This window comes from Aggregatibacter sp. (assembly GCF_057314075.1).
Genome location: NZ_DBHLAR010000001.1, coordinates 33932 through 49077, shown reverse-complemented (window position 1 = coordinate 49077; position 15146 = coordinate 33932). Strand labels below are relative to the sequence as shown.

Annotated in this window: 16 protein-coding genes; 5 read left to right on the top strand and 11 right to left on the bottom strand. The window is 43.4% G+C overall.

All coding sequences use genetic code 11. The annotated features are described in order from the left end of the window. Positions 1-69: 69 nt before the first annotated feature. The 11 genes from ACO5E4_RS00235 to nudE form a co-directional block, all read right to left on the bottom strand. Positions 70-2406 carry a TonB-dependent hemoglobin/transferrin/lactoferrin family receptor gene (locus ACO5E4_RS00235; protein ID WP_485861663.1) on the bottom strand — a complete coding sequence of 779 codons (2337 nt, stop codon included), beginning with the start codon at positions 2404-2406 and terminating at the stop codon, positions 70-72. Positions 2407-2513: 107 nt separating this feature from the next. Then, entirely contained in the window at positions 2514-2831 is a 318-nt protein-coding gene (locus tag ACO5E4_RS00230; protein ID WP_005715616.1) for a DUF4298 domain-containing protein, read from the bottom strand. A gap of 75 nt (positions 2832-2906) precedes the next feature. Next, positions 2907-4361, bottom strand: coding sequence for a decarboxylating NADP(+)-dependent phosphogluconate dehydrogenase (gene gnd / locus ACO5E4_RS00225; protein ID WP_485861662.1), 1455 nt, complete (start codon positions 4359-4361; stop codon positions 2907-2909). Between the two features lie 83 nt (positions 4362-4444). Next, on the bottom strand, positions 4445-4876 hold the full coding sequence (locus ACO5E4_RS00220; RefSeq protein WP_314954348.1) for a hypothetical protein: 432 nt from the start codon (positions 4874-4876) through the stop codon (positions 4445-4447). 212 nt (positions 4877-5088) lie between these two features. Then, positions 5089-5481, bottom strand: a complete 393-nt coding sequence (locus ACO5E4_RS00215; RefSeq protein WP_485861661.1) for a GNAT family N-acetyltransferase — start codon at positions 5479-5481, stop codon at positions 5089-5091. Between the two features lie 33 nt (positions 5482-5514). Beyond that, the gene (gene pgl, locus ACO5E4_RS00210) at positions 5515-6213 is read right to left on the bottom strand and encodes a 6-phosphogluconolactonase (protein WP_485861660.1); all 699 of its coding nucleotides are present in this window, start codon (positions 6211-6213) and stop codon (positions 5515-5517) included. Between the two features lie 89 nt (positions 6214-6302). Beyond that, on the bottom strand, positions 6303-7787 hold the full coding sequence (zwf, locus tag ACO5E4_RS00205; RefSeq protein WP_308666492.1) for a glucose-6-phosphate dehydrogenase: 1485 nt from the start codon (positions 7785-7787) through the stop codon (positions 6303-6305). Between the two features lie 71 nt (positions 7788-7858). Beyond that, entirely contained in the window at positions 7859-8677 is an 819-nt protein-coding gene (cysQ, locus tag ACO5E4_RS00200; protein ID WP_485861659.1) for a 3'(2'),5'-bisphosphate nucleotidase CysQ, read from the bottom strand. A 25-nt stretch (positions 8678-8702) separates the two neighbouring features. Next, positions 8703-9131: a hypothetical protein gene (locus tag ACO5E4_RS00195; protein WP_314954336.1), complete on the bottom strand. Its 429-nt coding sequence runs from the start codon at positions 9129-9131 to the stop codon at positions 8703-8705. A gap of 64 nt (positions 9132-9195) precedes the next feature. After that, on the bottom strand, positions 9196-11202 hold the full coding sequence (locus ACO5E4_RS00190; RefSeq protein WP_485861658.1) for an OPT family oligopeptide transporter: 2007 nt from the start codon (positions 11200-11202) through the stop codon (positions 9196-9198). 117 nt (positions 11203-11319) lie between these two features. Beyond that, positions 11320-11913 carry an ADP compounds hydrolase NudE gene (nudE, locus tag ACO5E4_RS00185; protein WP_485861657.1) on the bottom strand — a complete coding sequence of 198 codons (594 nt, stop codon included), beginning with the start codon at positions 11911-11913 and terminating at the stop codon, positions 11320-11322. 39 nt (positions 11914-11952) lie between these two features. On the opposite strand from nudE, the gene yrfG reads away from it, so the two are divergent. The 5 genes from yrfG to tatB all read left to right on the top strand — a co-directional run bounded on the left by yrfG (position 11953) and on the right by tatB (position 15124). Then, positions 11953-12612 (top strand): GMP/IMP nucleotidase, encoded by a 660-nt coding sequence (gene yrfG, locus ACO5E4_RS00180; RefSeq protein WP_109859940.1) that lies wholly within the window; start codon positions 11953-11955, stop codon positions 12610-12612. Positions 12613-12624: 12 nt separating this feature from the next. After that, a complete protein-coding gene (gene hslR / locus ACO5E4_RS00175; RefSeq protein ID WP_485861656.1) occupies positions 12625-13041 on the top strand; it encodes a ribosome-associated heat shock protein Hsp15 in 417 nt (138 codons plus the stop codon). A 66-nt stretch (positions 13042-13107) separates the two neighbouring features. Continuing rightward, complete coding sequence (gene hslO / locus ACO5E4_RS00170; protein WP_485861655.1) at positions 13108-13983, top strand: Hsp33 family molecular chaperone HslO; 876 nt, start codon at positions 13108-13110, stop codon at positions 13981-13983. Between the two features lie 295 nt (positions 13984-14278). Beyond that, the gene (tatA, locus tag ACO5E4_RS00165) at positions 14279-14509 is read left to right on the top strand and encodes a Sec-independent protein translocase subunit TatA (RefSeq protein WP_005715595.1); all 231 of its coding nucleotides are present in this window, start codon (positions 14279-14281) and stop codon (positions 14507-14509) included. Positions 14510-14512: 3 nt separating this feature from the next. Further along, complete coding sequence (tatB, locus tag ACO5E4_RS00160) at positions 14513-15124, top strand: Sec-independent protein translocase protein TatB (protein WP_314954323.1); 612 nt, start codon at positions 14513-14515, stop codon at positions 15122-15124. Positions 15125-15146: the final 22 nt, after the last annotated feature.

Genomic DNA, 15146 nt, shown 5'->3' with positions numbered 1-15146 from the left:
CATAAAAAATTGACCGCACTTTGAAATGCTCAAAGTGCGGTCTGTTTTTTCAATGAATTTCAGCTTGGATTAGAAGCGAATTTCGACGGAGGCCGAATAGTTACGTCCCGGTGCATAAAAACGTTCAAGACCTACACCATTTCTATCAATATTATTTGTCGTACTGTTTGCATTAATGCCGCGCAATGCATCCCAGGTATGGTATTTTTTATCAAACAAGTTATATACCCCTGCTCTTAATGTAATATCGTCTGTCACTTTATAGAATCCAAATAAATCAACTAAGTAAGCAGATTTATTAAGATATTTATAGTTTTCAACAGATTGATATAACTCTTCTTTTGAACAAATATCTCTATCGAACCAAGGATCATAAGTCCATACTAGACAACGCTTCTTAATTTCAAGGGTCTTGGCATCTTTTGCTTTTTTGCCCCCTAAATAGGTTAATCGGCTAAAAATACCCCATTTACCGTTTGGATCTTCATAATCAAATCCTAAAACAGCTTTTATTGGCTGAATAGAAAGCAGGCTGGTTGAATTTGATAGCTTACCTTTACTATAACCTAGTGCTCCATATAGTTTGAAACCTTTCGGAACAGAAAGAACCGTATCCAAATTCAGACTTCCTTTCACCTCTACACCATTTACTCGTGCATTATCAACATTGACCATTTGTTGCATTGGTGTTTGGTAAGTCCGGCCATATTGGGTTTGTTCAATAATACTTTCTTGCTCAAACAAGAAATTACGATAACGAGTCTGATATAAATGAACGTCAAACATACCTTTTTCATTCTGCGCTTTAGCAAAAAGCGTATGGTTGATGCTACGCTCTGACTTCAATCCAGGATTAGATTTCCATGTACCATAAGCATTGGTAAAACTGAAATATAATTCGGTGGCAGTAGGAATACGATAACCTGTGCTTAACTGATAGCCAAATTTCCAAGTATCTGTTGTTTGAACATCTAAACCGAGAAAACCGCTCCAATTTGAGAAACTACTTTGTGCCGGTTCCCCTTCTGCCAAGCAAGCCTTACTACAAGCAGCATTTAAACCTTGAGGAGAAAGTTTAGCGTAATCATAACGCGTACCAATATTTGCAGAAAATGTTGGTTGCCAGCCGCTTTCAAAATGAGGATTCCATGTAATTTGATCTTTTAGTGAAGCACCGTACATCCTCGTTTTTACCGGTCTTTGAATAGTGTACCATTCGTCTAATCCATATTCGTTGGTATCATGGTTAATATTTTTAAATTCCCGTTCACTTGCATACGTTTTAAAAGAGAAGACATGTTCCCCACCCCAATTAAACGGCATACTTTCTAATTCGGCAGAAATTCGTTTAAATTCGGTTTTCATCCGACGATCAAAAACTTCATCCAATTTCTTCTCGTTTGTTTGCCAATGGCGTAGTCCTTTATAGTTGACCGCTGCCAAATCTGTTTTTTGATAATCAAAATCCAATTTACCAAACGCTAAGTAATTAGATTCCGGTGTATAAAGGTAATACGCATTGATATTGATACGTTTATTTTGATCATCCGCTTCACGCCAGGCACTTCCGAAAGAAGTGTAGCTACGCTCATCCACATATCGGTTTCCTTTCTGCCCATTAACGCCAACACCTACCTTATGATGAGGAGTGATTTGATAGCCAACCTTAGCTAAATAACTATGAAAACGGTGAGTCGCCGGATCAGGATGTTGGCTTTTCGAATAATTAAATTCAGGCCCCTCTCCCTTACTTTTCATTTGATGGCCTGTACGTTGCGAATACATAAAAATAGCATCCACTTTATCACCAACATACCCGGCACCTAGTGTTCTGACCCACTCACTATTTTTGCTGGCATATCCACCACGTAATAAGGCACCAAATTTATTATTGGGTTTAACAATATCTTGTGCATCTAAAGTATGGTAATTAACTCCACCACCTAAAGCACCGCTACCAGAATTAAAGGCATCTGATCCTCGAACAATATCAATATCTCTGACTAACTCAGAATCAATACTCAATCGAGAAGGGTTAAAATTGCCATAACGTGAATACAATGTATTTTCCTCACTATCAGGCAAATTCACCCCATCTACACTAATACCAACTCGGTTTCCTTCCACGCCACGAATAGAAAACCCTTTTAGGAATCGTCCGTTATCACTAATCCCAACATCAGTGGTATAGCGAACTAAATCGCGAGTATCTCGAATGAGTTCTTTTTGAATGGTTTCGGCATTTTTATGAACAACCGCTGATTGCGTTTGGCGAGTCGAATCAACCTCGCCTTGCACTTGAATTTCATTTAATTTTTCATCCGCCAGCGCCACATTTGCTGCTGACAAACCTAGCGTGACCGGTAATAAACCGTAGACTGTGACCCGCATTTTATTTTTTTTCATACTTAACTTTCCCAGTGAGTAAAAAATTGCGGGGGATTATAAAGAAGAAATGAGGAGAAAAATAGATCTACTTGAGAATAATTTGCATTTTTATGATCTGGTACGACTTATTTATTATTGTCTAAAATTCGACTAATTAATTTCAGCCATTGTACCGCCAATTCGCGCTGCATAACGCTCGCGTTAAACACCGGATCTTCGCCCAATACACCGCAAGGCAAGTCAGGTGGAATTTCGCCTTGTTCATAAGCAGCATAATCCTCACGCCAGTCACCGTCAAAATAATAGCGTTCCAACGTTTCCATTTTCGGCAGAAACGCCTGCCATTTTTCCAAAAATGCTTCGGCTTCCGCTAAAAAATCATTGGTTTCATTCAAAATGTCTTCCATTTTCGTGATTTGCTCTAAACGGGCTTTCGATAACATACGACCCCCAAAACATTCAAAAAAATGACCGCACTTTCATTTAAAGTGCGGTCCATTTACAGCGTGTTTTACAAATTACACATCATACGTGGTGGATGCGGTATTTCCGCCGCGTCCCGTCCAGTTCGTGTGGAAGAATTCGCCGCGTGGTTTGTCGGTGCGTTCGTACGTGTGCGCGCCGAAGTAGTCACGCTGCGCTTGCAACAGATTTGCCGGCAAGCGGGCTGAGGTGTAGCCGTCTAAGAAGGTAATCGCAGACGCCATACATGGCATCGGAATACCCACTTGAATGGATCTCGCTACCACTTTGCGCCATTCGCCCATGGCGTTTTCCAAAATGCCTTTGAAGTAGCTGTCGGAACCTAAGAAGATTAAATCCGGGTTCGCTTCGTACGCATCGCGAATGTTACCTAAGAAACGGCTGCGAATAATACAGCCTTCGCGCCATAACAAGGCAGTGTTGCCGTAGTTGATGTTCCAGTTGAAGTTTTCAGAGGCTTCACGAATCAACATAAAGCCTTGTGCGTAAGAAATGATTTTTGATGCCAATAGCGCTTTACGCACCGCTTCAATCCATTCTTTTTTATCGCCTTCCACTTTGCCTACGGTTTTGCCGAATAATTGGCTTGCGGCAACGCGTTGATCTTTAAAAGCAGATACGCAACGTGCGAATACGGACTCGGTGATTAAGGTCAACGGAATACCGAAATCAAGAGCATTGATCCCTGTCCATTTACCGGTGCCTTTTTGCCCAGCGGTGTCTAAAATTTTATCTACTAAGCGGTTACCGTCTTCATCTTTATAGCCAAGAATATCGGCGGTGATGTCGATTAAGTAGCTGTCTAATTCGGTGTTGCGCCATGCTTTAAAGGTGGCTTCCAACTCATCATCAGACAAGCCCACGCCCTCTTTTAAGAATTGGTAGGCTTCGCAAATTAATTGCATGTCGCCGTATTCGATGCCGTTATGCACCATTTTTACGAAATGACCTGCGCCATCTTTGCCCACCCAGTCACAGCACGCTTCGCCTTTGTCAGTTTTGGCGGAAATCGCTTGCAATACCGGTTTCACAAATGGCCATGCTTCTTCGTTACCGCCCGGCATAATAGATGGCCCGTGGCGCGCGCCCTCTTCACCACCGGAAACGCCGGTGCCGATAAAGCGAATGCCTTTTTCGCGTAATGCCGCCACACGACGGTTAGTGTCCGGATAGTTTGAGTTACCGCCATCAATAATGATGTCGCCTTCTTCTAAGTGCGGTAGTAATGCATCAATGAATTGATCAACCACCTCACCCGCGCGCACCATTAACATCACTTTGCGCGGTTTTTCTAATTTAGCGGCCAAATCTTCCAAAGAATAAGCACCGATAATATTGGTGCCTTTTGCCGCACCTTGTAAAAATTCATCCACTTTTGAAGTGGTACGGTTATATGCCACGACTTTAAAGCCATGATCATTCATATTTAAAATGAGGTTTTGCCCCATTACGGCTAAGCCGATAACACCGATGTCGCCTTTTACTGACATTGTTTTCTCCTGTTGGTAGGGTACAAGTTGTTGTACCGATTTGAATACTTTGGTGCAACAACTTGCACTCTACAAAATAAATTCTATTCTTTAATATCTTTAATCAAAGAACCTTTTTCATCATAGACTTGAAATCGAATTATATGTCCATTTTTATAAAGAATTTTTGTTCTTAACTTACCTTCTTGCGTATAACCTTCAGACCATCCTTGAGCTAGTCCTTTTACCAATGGTGTATGAGAGTGCAATTTCCCATTAGGGTGATAAACATCAAAATATTTATCTACATATCCATTTTTTACAACTGTTTTAAAAGTTCGACCATTACTTGCAGTTCCTGTAAATTCACCATCTTTTATATTATCAGGAAGTTGTTTTTTAGGGATGGTTCTCATGCTTTCAGGAATATCACTAATCTGATTAATTTCAGGCTGTGAAGAAGTAGTCTTGTTATTATCTGCCACACATGCGGTCAATATGAGAGATGCAAATAATGTCACTAATATTTTTTTCATATTTTCACCCTAAGAAATAAATGTTATTAAATTAAAAACTAACGCTAACATCTGCTATAGCCAGATCTTACACCCTTTTTACTTTTCGCCCCCCACGACAGGGTACGTTTCCCAACATGGACCTTTATCTACAAGCACACACTATGAAGCGTGCGCTATCAGTAATCCATCTTCTTGCTACACAAAAGTGCGGTCACTTTTCAAAACGTTTTTTAACTCTTCGTCCATGCACTCATGTGCTGTGTAAATCCAATATGCGGATAATAATCCACCGCTTGCGGAGCAGATAAAAGCACGATTTTGGCTTGTGGATGTAACGCCTGTTTGGTGTGTTCAATTAACTGAAAACCGATACCTTGTTTTTGATATTGTTCGTCCACCGCCAAATCAGACAAATAACAGCAGTAGGCAAAATCCGTCACCGAACGGGCGACACCCACCAATAACTCACCATCCCAAGCTGTCACCAATAAATCGGCATGATGTAACATCGCCGCCACACGTTTTTCATCGTCTAATGGACGACGTGCGCCTAAAGTAGTTTTATTGAGCAATTCAATAAATTGTTCTACTGAAATAGGAAAATTGGTTTTGTATTCGATCATATTGTGAAACCCACTATGCCTAATCGCAATCCGTTATAGCAACTTCGCCGCTGCTTTATCCAAATACCACTCCGTCACGCCGTTTTTTGCCTGAATTTTAGCTGCCGGGTAAGGCAGATTTTCCGCCGGTGTGGTTTGAATTTCTTTGAGGATTTCCGCTTTGCCTTCGCCGGTCACCAAATAGGTAATGCGTTTGGCTTGTTCGATTAATTTGGCGGTTTTTGAAATGCGGAGCTGTCCGCTTTCCGGATGTTTAGCGATCACCGCAAGGTTTTCATCCGCAAAATCGGTTTGATTCGGGAACAAAGAAGCCGTGTGCCCGTCTGCGCCCATGCCGAGGATAATCCAATCAAAAACGCCGTCAGAAATGACCGCACTTAATTCTTCTTGAAAGCGTTTAAGCTCTAAGTGCGGTTCATTTTCGCCACGAATTCGGTGAATGTTTTCAGCAGGAATGTTGATGTGATCAAACAAGAGTTTTTGCACTTCGCCATAGTTGCTTTCAGGATCAGATGGCGGCACCATGCGATCATCGCCCCACCAAAAATGAAGGTTTTTCCAGTTAATGGCATCCGCGTAAGGGGCTTGAGCCAAGGTTTTAAACAGTAATTTCGGTGTAGAACCGCCGGACAAGGAAATGTGCACAGGGTGATTTGCTTGACTATAAATCACGAATTCTTGAGCGATTTTATCAACCGCATGTTGAGCAGTTGGAAAGGTAATATAGTTCATTATTTTTCCGTAGGGCGGGCTTTCGCCCACCCTTTTATTCTGTTAAAGGAACGGTGGGCTGAAGCCCACCCTACATGAGATTAACTCAATTAAACTTTTTTCTTCATCAAACCGCTTGGTTTGCGCCATACTTTTCCTTCTTTGGCAATCAGTTTGTCTGCGGCTACCGGGCCCCAACTGCCGGCTTCATAGTCATACACTCGGCCGCCTTGAGCTTTGTAATCCAAAATCGGTTGCACAAATTTCCAAGCGGCGTGTACGGCATCGGTACGGGCAAATAAGGTCGCATCGCCTTTCATGGCATCAAGCAATAAACGCTCGTATGCGGTCATTACAGTCGCGCCCTCTAAATCCGCATAACGGAAATCCATGGACACTTCTTTTGCTTCAAAGCCGGCGCCCGGTTTTTTCAAACCGAAACGCATGGAAATCGCTTCATCCGGCTGAATACGGATGATCAATTTATTTTCCGGCGCATTTTGGCTGAACACCGGGTGCGGTGTGGTTTTAAAGTGAATTACAATTTCGGTAACACGCGCCGGTAAACGCTTGCCGGTACGCACATAAAACGGTACGCCCGCCCAACGCCAGTTTTCAATTTCACAACGCAATGCCATGTAGGTTTCCGTGCGGGAATCTGCCGGCACACCTTTTTCTTCCAAATAGCCTTTCGCCATTTTGCCGTTAATTTCTGCGGCAGTGTATTGTCCGAGCACCAAATGATGTTCCATGTCTTCATGGGTTAATGGGCGTAAGCAGTGCAATACTTTCGCCACTTCATCACGCATGGAATCCGCATTGATAATCGCCGGTGGCTCCATTGCCACCATCGCCAACACTTGCAGTAAATGGTTTTGGAACATATCGCGCATTGCGCCGGAACCGTCGTAATAGCCACCGCGGTCTTCTACGCCAATGGATTCGGCACCGGTGATTTCCACATACTCAATAAAATTGCGGTTCCAAAGCGGCTCAAACCAACCATTAGAAAAACGTAGAACAAGTAGGTTTTGTACGGTTTCTTTACCTAGGTAATGGTCGATACGATAGATTTGGTGTTCCTCAAAGAAGCGGTGAATTTGAACGTCCAACGCTTCTGCCGTTTTACGATCATAACCAAACGGTTTTTCCACAATCAGACGCTTCCAACCTTGTGTTTCTTTGTTTAACCCATGCTCGGCTAAACATTCCGGAATCACGCCGTATAAACTTGGTGGGGTGGATAAATAATATAAGGTGTTGCCGTTAGTTTTATAGTTTTCATGCAAGGCATCAAGGCGCGGAATCAGTTTGGCATAATCCGCTTTGTCTGAGGTGTTGACGGCTTGGTAATATAAGTGGCGACAAAATTGTTCTAAACATTCGCCTTCCGCGCCTTCGTGTTCAATTAGCGTTTGACGCATTTTTTCACGGAAAGAATCGTCGTTTAATTCGGTGCGCGCCACACCCAAAACGGAGAAATCATCGCCTAACCGATCAATTTTATAAAGGTCATACAACGCCGGAATAAGTTTACGATAGGTTAAATCTCCGGACGCGCCGAAGATAACGATACAACAGTTTTCTGTTTTCATTTGGTTACCACATTAATGTTACGATTTAATAAATGCATCGTATGATAAGGAAAATCATCCGGCATTTCTAATCACTCTGATAAATCGGAGCGAAAGATATTATCCCATGGAAAATCTCGCGTCACGCCCATCAAAAAGTTCGGATTCACGAAAGATTCCCGTTGATTGTAAGTCAGCGGTTGATAATTTAAGTCAAAAACCACTCCGCCCATTTCCGCCAGCAAAATCTCTGCGGCAGCCGTATCCCACTCACCGGTGCGGCCTAAGCGAATATAGCAATCACAGATCCCCTCAGCAACCAAGGTACTTTTTAAGCTGCTGGAACCGCAGATGTGAAATACATAATCAAAATTCGGGATTAAAATCGACCGCACTTTTTCCGCCGTTGCTGCAGAACCGACGGCAATGCGCAAAGGTCGGTCTAACGCAATGTCGCGGAATGGCAATTTACAGGGTTTTCCCTCTTGCAGCTTATAGGCACCAAATCCTTTCATGGCGTAATAGGTGTGGCCTAATATCGGCGCATGAATCACACCCAACACCGGTTGATGATTTTTCACTAAGCTAATGAGCACGGAAAATTGATCAGTTCGATTAATAAATTGTTGTGTGCCATCAAGAGGGTCAATTAACCAATAGGACTCCCATGTCTGTCGCTCCGCAAGGGGAATATTGCAATTTTCTTCTGACAAAATGGGAATTTGCGGTGTAAGTGCGGTCAGTTTTTCCGTTAAAAATTGACTGACAAACAAATCCGCTTCCGTCACCGGTGTGTTGTCCGCTTTGATTTGAACAGACACCGAATGTTGATAAAAACGACGTAAATGCTCGCCCGCTTGCCGGGCGATATGAATCACATCCTGTAATAAATGTGTGGTGAGAATTGGCATTGCGTCCTCTCTTATCTTTGCCGGCTTATCTCTCTTTTGGCAACAGCAACGGGAGTGTCAACACGGAATAAAGCGCCATACCGCAACTAAATAATAAGGCAACATCCAACGCACCACTATATAACCAAGTCCCAAAGGTCATCGATGTTTCGAATAAGGTCATGTAAATATACCCGGCAACATTGCTATAACAAAATGCAATAATCGCTGAAATCAACACAATCGCAAACACATTATAACGGGTATAACGGTAGGCCTTCGCCCATAAGGCAATCAGAAACGCCGGAATGGTGGCAATAAAAAATGTGCTGGAGAAATAGAATACGATTAAATCAGCAACGGTAAATGTTTCATTGATATTATCGCTAAGACAAAACCCGATGATCGATCCTAAAATTTGCAGAATAGATGGAAATACAATGAATGCTTTTAAGTAAGGAAATTTAGACGGCATAAGAATTCCTAAGTAAAAAAAATAGGCTATCAGAAGATAGCCTATTGTAGAGGAATTTTAGCGATTACGCAGATTTTTTTGCACGTAACACACGCAAGGTGAAAATGGTCACACCGGCGATAAATACGGCTAAACCAAGCGCCTCACCAATCAGATCCCAATTTTCCAAATTCAAGGCCAATGGCGCTTCAGACCCACCGGAAGTCACGGAAGCCGCAATGATAAATGCCAGCACAACACCCATTAAGCTTTCGCCCACAATCAAGCCTGCTGCGAACAAAGTGCCGAAGCGCTCTGCTCGTTTATTTACGTCTTTATCACCACTACGTGCTGCATATTTAGTAATGTGGCGATTAATTAACCACGCCAAAAATGCACCGGTGACAACCGGCATATTGATAGAAGGCGGTAAATAGATACCAATCCCCACCGCCAATACCGGTAACGCAAAGGCTTTATTGCTCACTTTTTTCAAGAAGCTATCAATAATGATTAATACCGCACCTAAACCTACACCGGTGAGAATATAAGTCCACTCTAATTTATTAGAGAAAATCCCTTGTGAAATGGTGGTCATTATCGTTGCTTGCGGTGCAGATAACGCTTGCGATGGATCCATATCTGGACGCGGTAATGCGCCAGTGAAGCCGTAAGCGTGATAAAGGATTTCCAATACCGGAGCAATCACTAAGGCACCCACGAAACAGCCGATAATTAACGCCACCTGTTGACGCCAAGGCGTCGCTTCGACCAATAAACCGGTTTTTAAATCTTGCAGGTTATCGTTAGAAATGGTCGCCGTGGTTAACACGATAGAGGCAGTAAACAAGGTAAGTGCGGTCAAGAATTTCTGTCCATCGGCGGTTTCAAATAAACCGGACGCATTACCGATAGAAACCAATACCAAAGAAATCACGATCACGGAGATAATCCCGATACCGGAAATTGGACTGGAGGAAGAACCCACAAGCCCCGCCATGTAACCAGAGGCTGCCGCCACGAAGAAACCGATAAATACCGCCAAGAAAGTACAAACAACCACCAACAATAACGCTAATTCCGGAGAAACCGGTGCGGCAGCGATAAAGTGATGTAAGGAAATCACGATTAACGCCACAGTGGCAATTAAAATGTAAATCATGGTTTTTGGTGAAAGGTCGATATCAATACGATGTTCAGACGCACCTTGTGTGCCTTTCAACATACGGAAAGAATGCACCATGCCTTGCACCATTGGTTTCACCAGAATCAATAACGTCCAAATCGCCGCAATCCCGATGGTTCCCACACCGATAAAACGTACTTTCGTTTTCCACATGCTCATGGCGTAACTTACGATAGTTCCATCAGTTGGCATATCACCAGACATGGTAAAGAACGGTACCGCTAAGCCCCAAGCAAAGAAGGTACCCAACAATATCGCAATACCGCCGACGATACCGATTAAATAACCGGCACCTAATAAGGCTAAAGAAAAGCCCATCGGAATTTGGAAAATTGCTTTGCCGCCCGGGCCGGTAAACCACGCGCTGGCACCATCTGCCATCAAGCGTAAACCGTTAGTTAAGAATGCCACGACGCTGGCAAAAATACCGCCATAAGCAATATCTTTCACGCCGCTGTCTGCATCAGAATTGTTACCGGCTTTTAAAATTTCTGCCGCGGCAACGCCTTCCGGATAAGGCAAATCGCTGTTTACCACCATCGCGCGACGTAATGGAATCGTGAACAACACGCCCAATGTACCACCCGCCGCACAAATCAACATGGTTTGCCAGAACGGAAAGTCTTGCCAGTAGCCCATCATCAACAAGCCCGGCAACACGAAAATCACCGAAGAAAGCGTCCCCGCAGAAGATGCTTGAGTTTGTACCATGTTGTTTTCCAAAATACTGGAATCTTTAAAGAATTTCAGTACCGCCATGGAAATGACTGCCGCCGGAATCGACGATGCAAATGTCATCCCCACTTTCAGACCTAAATACACGTTGGACGCGGTGAATAACACCGTAATCAACGCACCGAGTAACATGCCTCGGAAGGTCAATTCTTTTAAGTTTGTAGATTGCATAATATTACCTATTTTTTTAATAAAAACATTGACACCTTGACAAAAAAACGGCTAATAATCAAGTTTCATTTAATATCTTTTCATTTTCATTAGAATTTATTCAAATCACAATACCAATTATTTATGATTATTTAAATAATCCCGAAGTAAATAAAGTGCGGTCAGATTTTTCGTTTCATTGAATTCAGGGTCATACAACAATTCATTGATGTTTGCTAACGGCACGCGTACCACTTGCAACGGCTCCGGTTCATCACCTTCCAGTTTGCTCGGATAAACATTCTGCGCCAATAAAATGTGCATAGGATTATTCATGAAACCAACGGATGAATTAATCGTGCGCAAATGTACCCAAGATGTTGCGCCTAAACCGATTTCTTCTTGCAACTCCCGATTGGCACTTTGTTCCGGCGTTTCACCTGCATCCATTCTGCCCTTAACAAATCCTAACTCATAGCGCTCTGTTCCCATGGCATATTCACGCACTAACAACATATCCTCGCCATCAATCGCCACCACCATCACCGAGGCATATTTGCTGGGGCGAAAACGTTCATAAGTGCGGTACGTTCCGTTGGCGAATTTCAAATCCACCGATTGAATTTCAAATATCGTTGATTTTGCTACTGTTTTTATATTGAGGATGGTTGGTTTTTGTAACATTGCTCTCTTCTTCCCTTGTTTTACAAACCACTGAAATAGCGATACCATACCCCACTATTTTTACAAAGAAAAGGGACCACAACAGGGATGGCGCAACAAAAATTTGACTGGCAAGCAATCGACACCGTGATTCTGGATTTAGACGGCACGCTAATCGATCTGTATTTCGATCATCGTTTCTGGAAAAAGGTGGTGCCGCAGGCATATGCCGACAAATTCAAGCTTTCTGTGGAACAAAGCCGCGAACTGATCCATCGCCGTTATCAACAGGTGGAATTCAGTATGCAATGGTATTGCATTGATTTTTGGGCGAAGAATTTAGATTTACCGTTGCGCGAATTGTTACAACAACAGCGCGATTACATCAAAGTGCGGTCAGATGTTTATCCGTTTTTACAAGCCGCCCGCGAGCGCCGCAAAAAATTAATTTTGCTCACCGACAGCCATCCGTTCAGTTTGGCCGAAAAACTAAAACACTGCGATTTAGCACCGCACTTTGACCTGTTGCTTTCCAGCCACCAGTTTAATGCGCCAAAAGTAGAGCAATCCCTGTGGCAACGTTTGCAACAATTCACGCCATTCGATCCGAGCCGAACCCTTTTTATTGACGACACAGAACCGGTGTTAGATAGCGCTAAAAAATTTGGCATCGCCTACACCATCGGTGTGGAAAATCCGGACAGTACATTGGCGGACAAATCCTTCGAGCGTCATTTCTCCGTCAAAAACTACCGCACTTTACTGTAAGGACGCTGCAACATGGCAAAACATTCTCAAGTAGAAGAAGAAAAAGAAGCAGTGCGTTTGGACAAATGGCTGTGGGCAGCGCGTTTTTACAAAACCCGCACACTCGCCAAAGAAATGATTGACGGAGGCAAAGTCCATTACAACGGGCAACGCAGCAAACCGAATAAAATCGTGGAAGTGGGCGCCACCCTAAAAGTACGCCAAGGCAGTGACGAAAAGGAAATCGTTGTGTTGGCACTTTCCACTCAACGACGAGGCGCGCCGGAAGCGCAACTGCTTTACCGAGAAACGGAACAAAGCATTGCCAATCGAGAAAAACTTGCCATGGCACGCAAAATGAACGCACTGTCCATGCCTCACCCTGATCGCCGCCCGGACAAAAAAGAACGTCGCGATTTACTTAAATTCAAACATCAAAACCAAGCATAAGCGCCACCTTGTAATCAAGGGAAACGCCCTTATATTTGGCGAACAACATTCAATTAGGAATAAAAGATGACCACTTATACTAAAGACAACGACCAACTTTATCGTTACCTGTTCAAAGACCGCGCAGTGCGTGGCGAATGGGTACGCTTAAATCAAACGTTCAACGACACCTTAAACACCCATCATTACCCGCAAGCCGTGCGCAATTTATTAGGCGAAATGATGGTCGCCACCAGTTTGCTGACCGCCACCTTAAAATTTAACGGTGATATCACCGTGCAAATTCAAGGCGATGGCCCATTAAAACTGGCGTTAGTCAACGGCAACGATCAGCAACAAATCCGTGCGCTTGCCCGTTTGCAAGGCGATATTGATAACAACATGACCCTGCACCAAATGATCGGTAAAGGCGTGTTGGTGATCACCATTGCGCCAAAAGAAGGCGAACGTTATCAAGGTATCGTGCCACTGGACAAACCCACCATCAGCGAATGTTTGGAAGACTATTTCGTCCGTTCCGAACAACTCCAAACGCAACTGATTATCCGTAGCGGTGAATATGACGGCAAACCGGTCGCCGCCGGTGTGTTATTGCAAATCGTCCCGGATGGTTCAGGTTCACCGGAGGATTTCGAGCATCTGGCCACGTTAACCGCCACCATTAAAGACGACGAGATTTTTGGTTTAAGCGCAGAAGAATTGTTGTACCGCTTATACCACGAAGAAACCGTTGAACTCTTCGCACCGCAATCGGTGACCTTCCACTGTGGCTGTTCGCAAGAACGTTCAGGCGCTGCCTTGTTGTTAATTTCGGAAGAAGAAATTGACCATATCCTCGCCGAACACCAAGGCACTATCGATATGCAATGCGAATGCTGTGGCACGCATTATTTCTTCAATAAAGAAACGATTGAGAAATTAAAAGCAGGTTCGCAAGCTTAACCGCAAACCTATCTCATCTAAGGCGTGCATTTTTAGTGCACGCCTTTTTCTTTTACCCCAATTATCACAGGCAAAAAGTCTGCTCAGTTAAGTGCGGTGCTTTTTTCATTTGTTTTTACAATAAATTCATGCTGATGACTATTGCGTAAAGCCTTATCCACCAAGGCATTAACCCAATATGAACTAAATCAAGAAATACAAAAATAATCCTGCCTAGCTATTGTTCAAACTGCGTAAAACGGGTATAGTTTCGCACGTTTTTTATTTATTACTTTTATAGAATGACGAGGTTTTTATGGGCGGTATTAGCATTTGGCAATTAGCGATTTTAGTCTTAATTATCGTGTTACTGTTCGGTACAAAAAAATTACGTACTTTAGGTACTGATTTAGGTGAATCAGTAAAAGGCTTCAAAAAAGCTATGAACGAAGAAGCCAAACCGGCTGATGCAAGTTTCGACAAAGTGGAACAAAAACAAAGCGCACAACCGGAACAAGAAAAAAACAAAGAAAAAGAACAGGCATAATCCGTGTTTGATATTGGTTTTTCCGAGATTGTATTAGTTTGCATTGTGGGCTTAGTAGTACTAGGCCCACAACGTTTACCGGTGGCGATTCGTACCGTAATGGGTTGGGTGCGCACAATTCGCGGCCTAGCAACGAACGTCCAAAACGAACTAAAACAAGAGCTGAAATTGCAGGAGTTACAAGACAGCATCAAAAAAGCGGAAAGTTTAAACCTCAAGGCGTTGTCGCCGGAATTAGGCAAAACCGTGGAAGAACTTAAAGCTTCCGCTGACAAGCTACGCTCTGAGCTAGAACAAAAAGCCAATGAGACCAACACAACACTTCAAGATCAAATCAATGAATTGAAGCAGGTGCAGGCGGATAAAAGTGCGGTAGAAAATCTCACCGAATCGCTACAAACAGAAACGCCCGCATTGGAAACTGTCGCTTTAGAAACACCAAAAGAAGAAACAACGGAAAATATAACCGCACTTTCTCCGGCAGAACAGGCGGAGCAAGAAGAAATTGAATTAGACGAGAAACTCGCCTACTACATCAATCAATATGATCCGGACAACCCGCTACCAGCTCACACGGAATCGGACACGTCAGACAAAGCCTCAGACAAAAGTTAACCGTGCTTTGCGGGACCGTCTC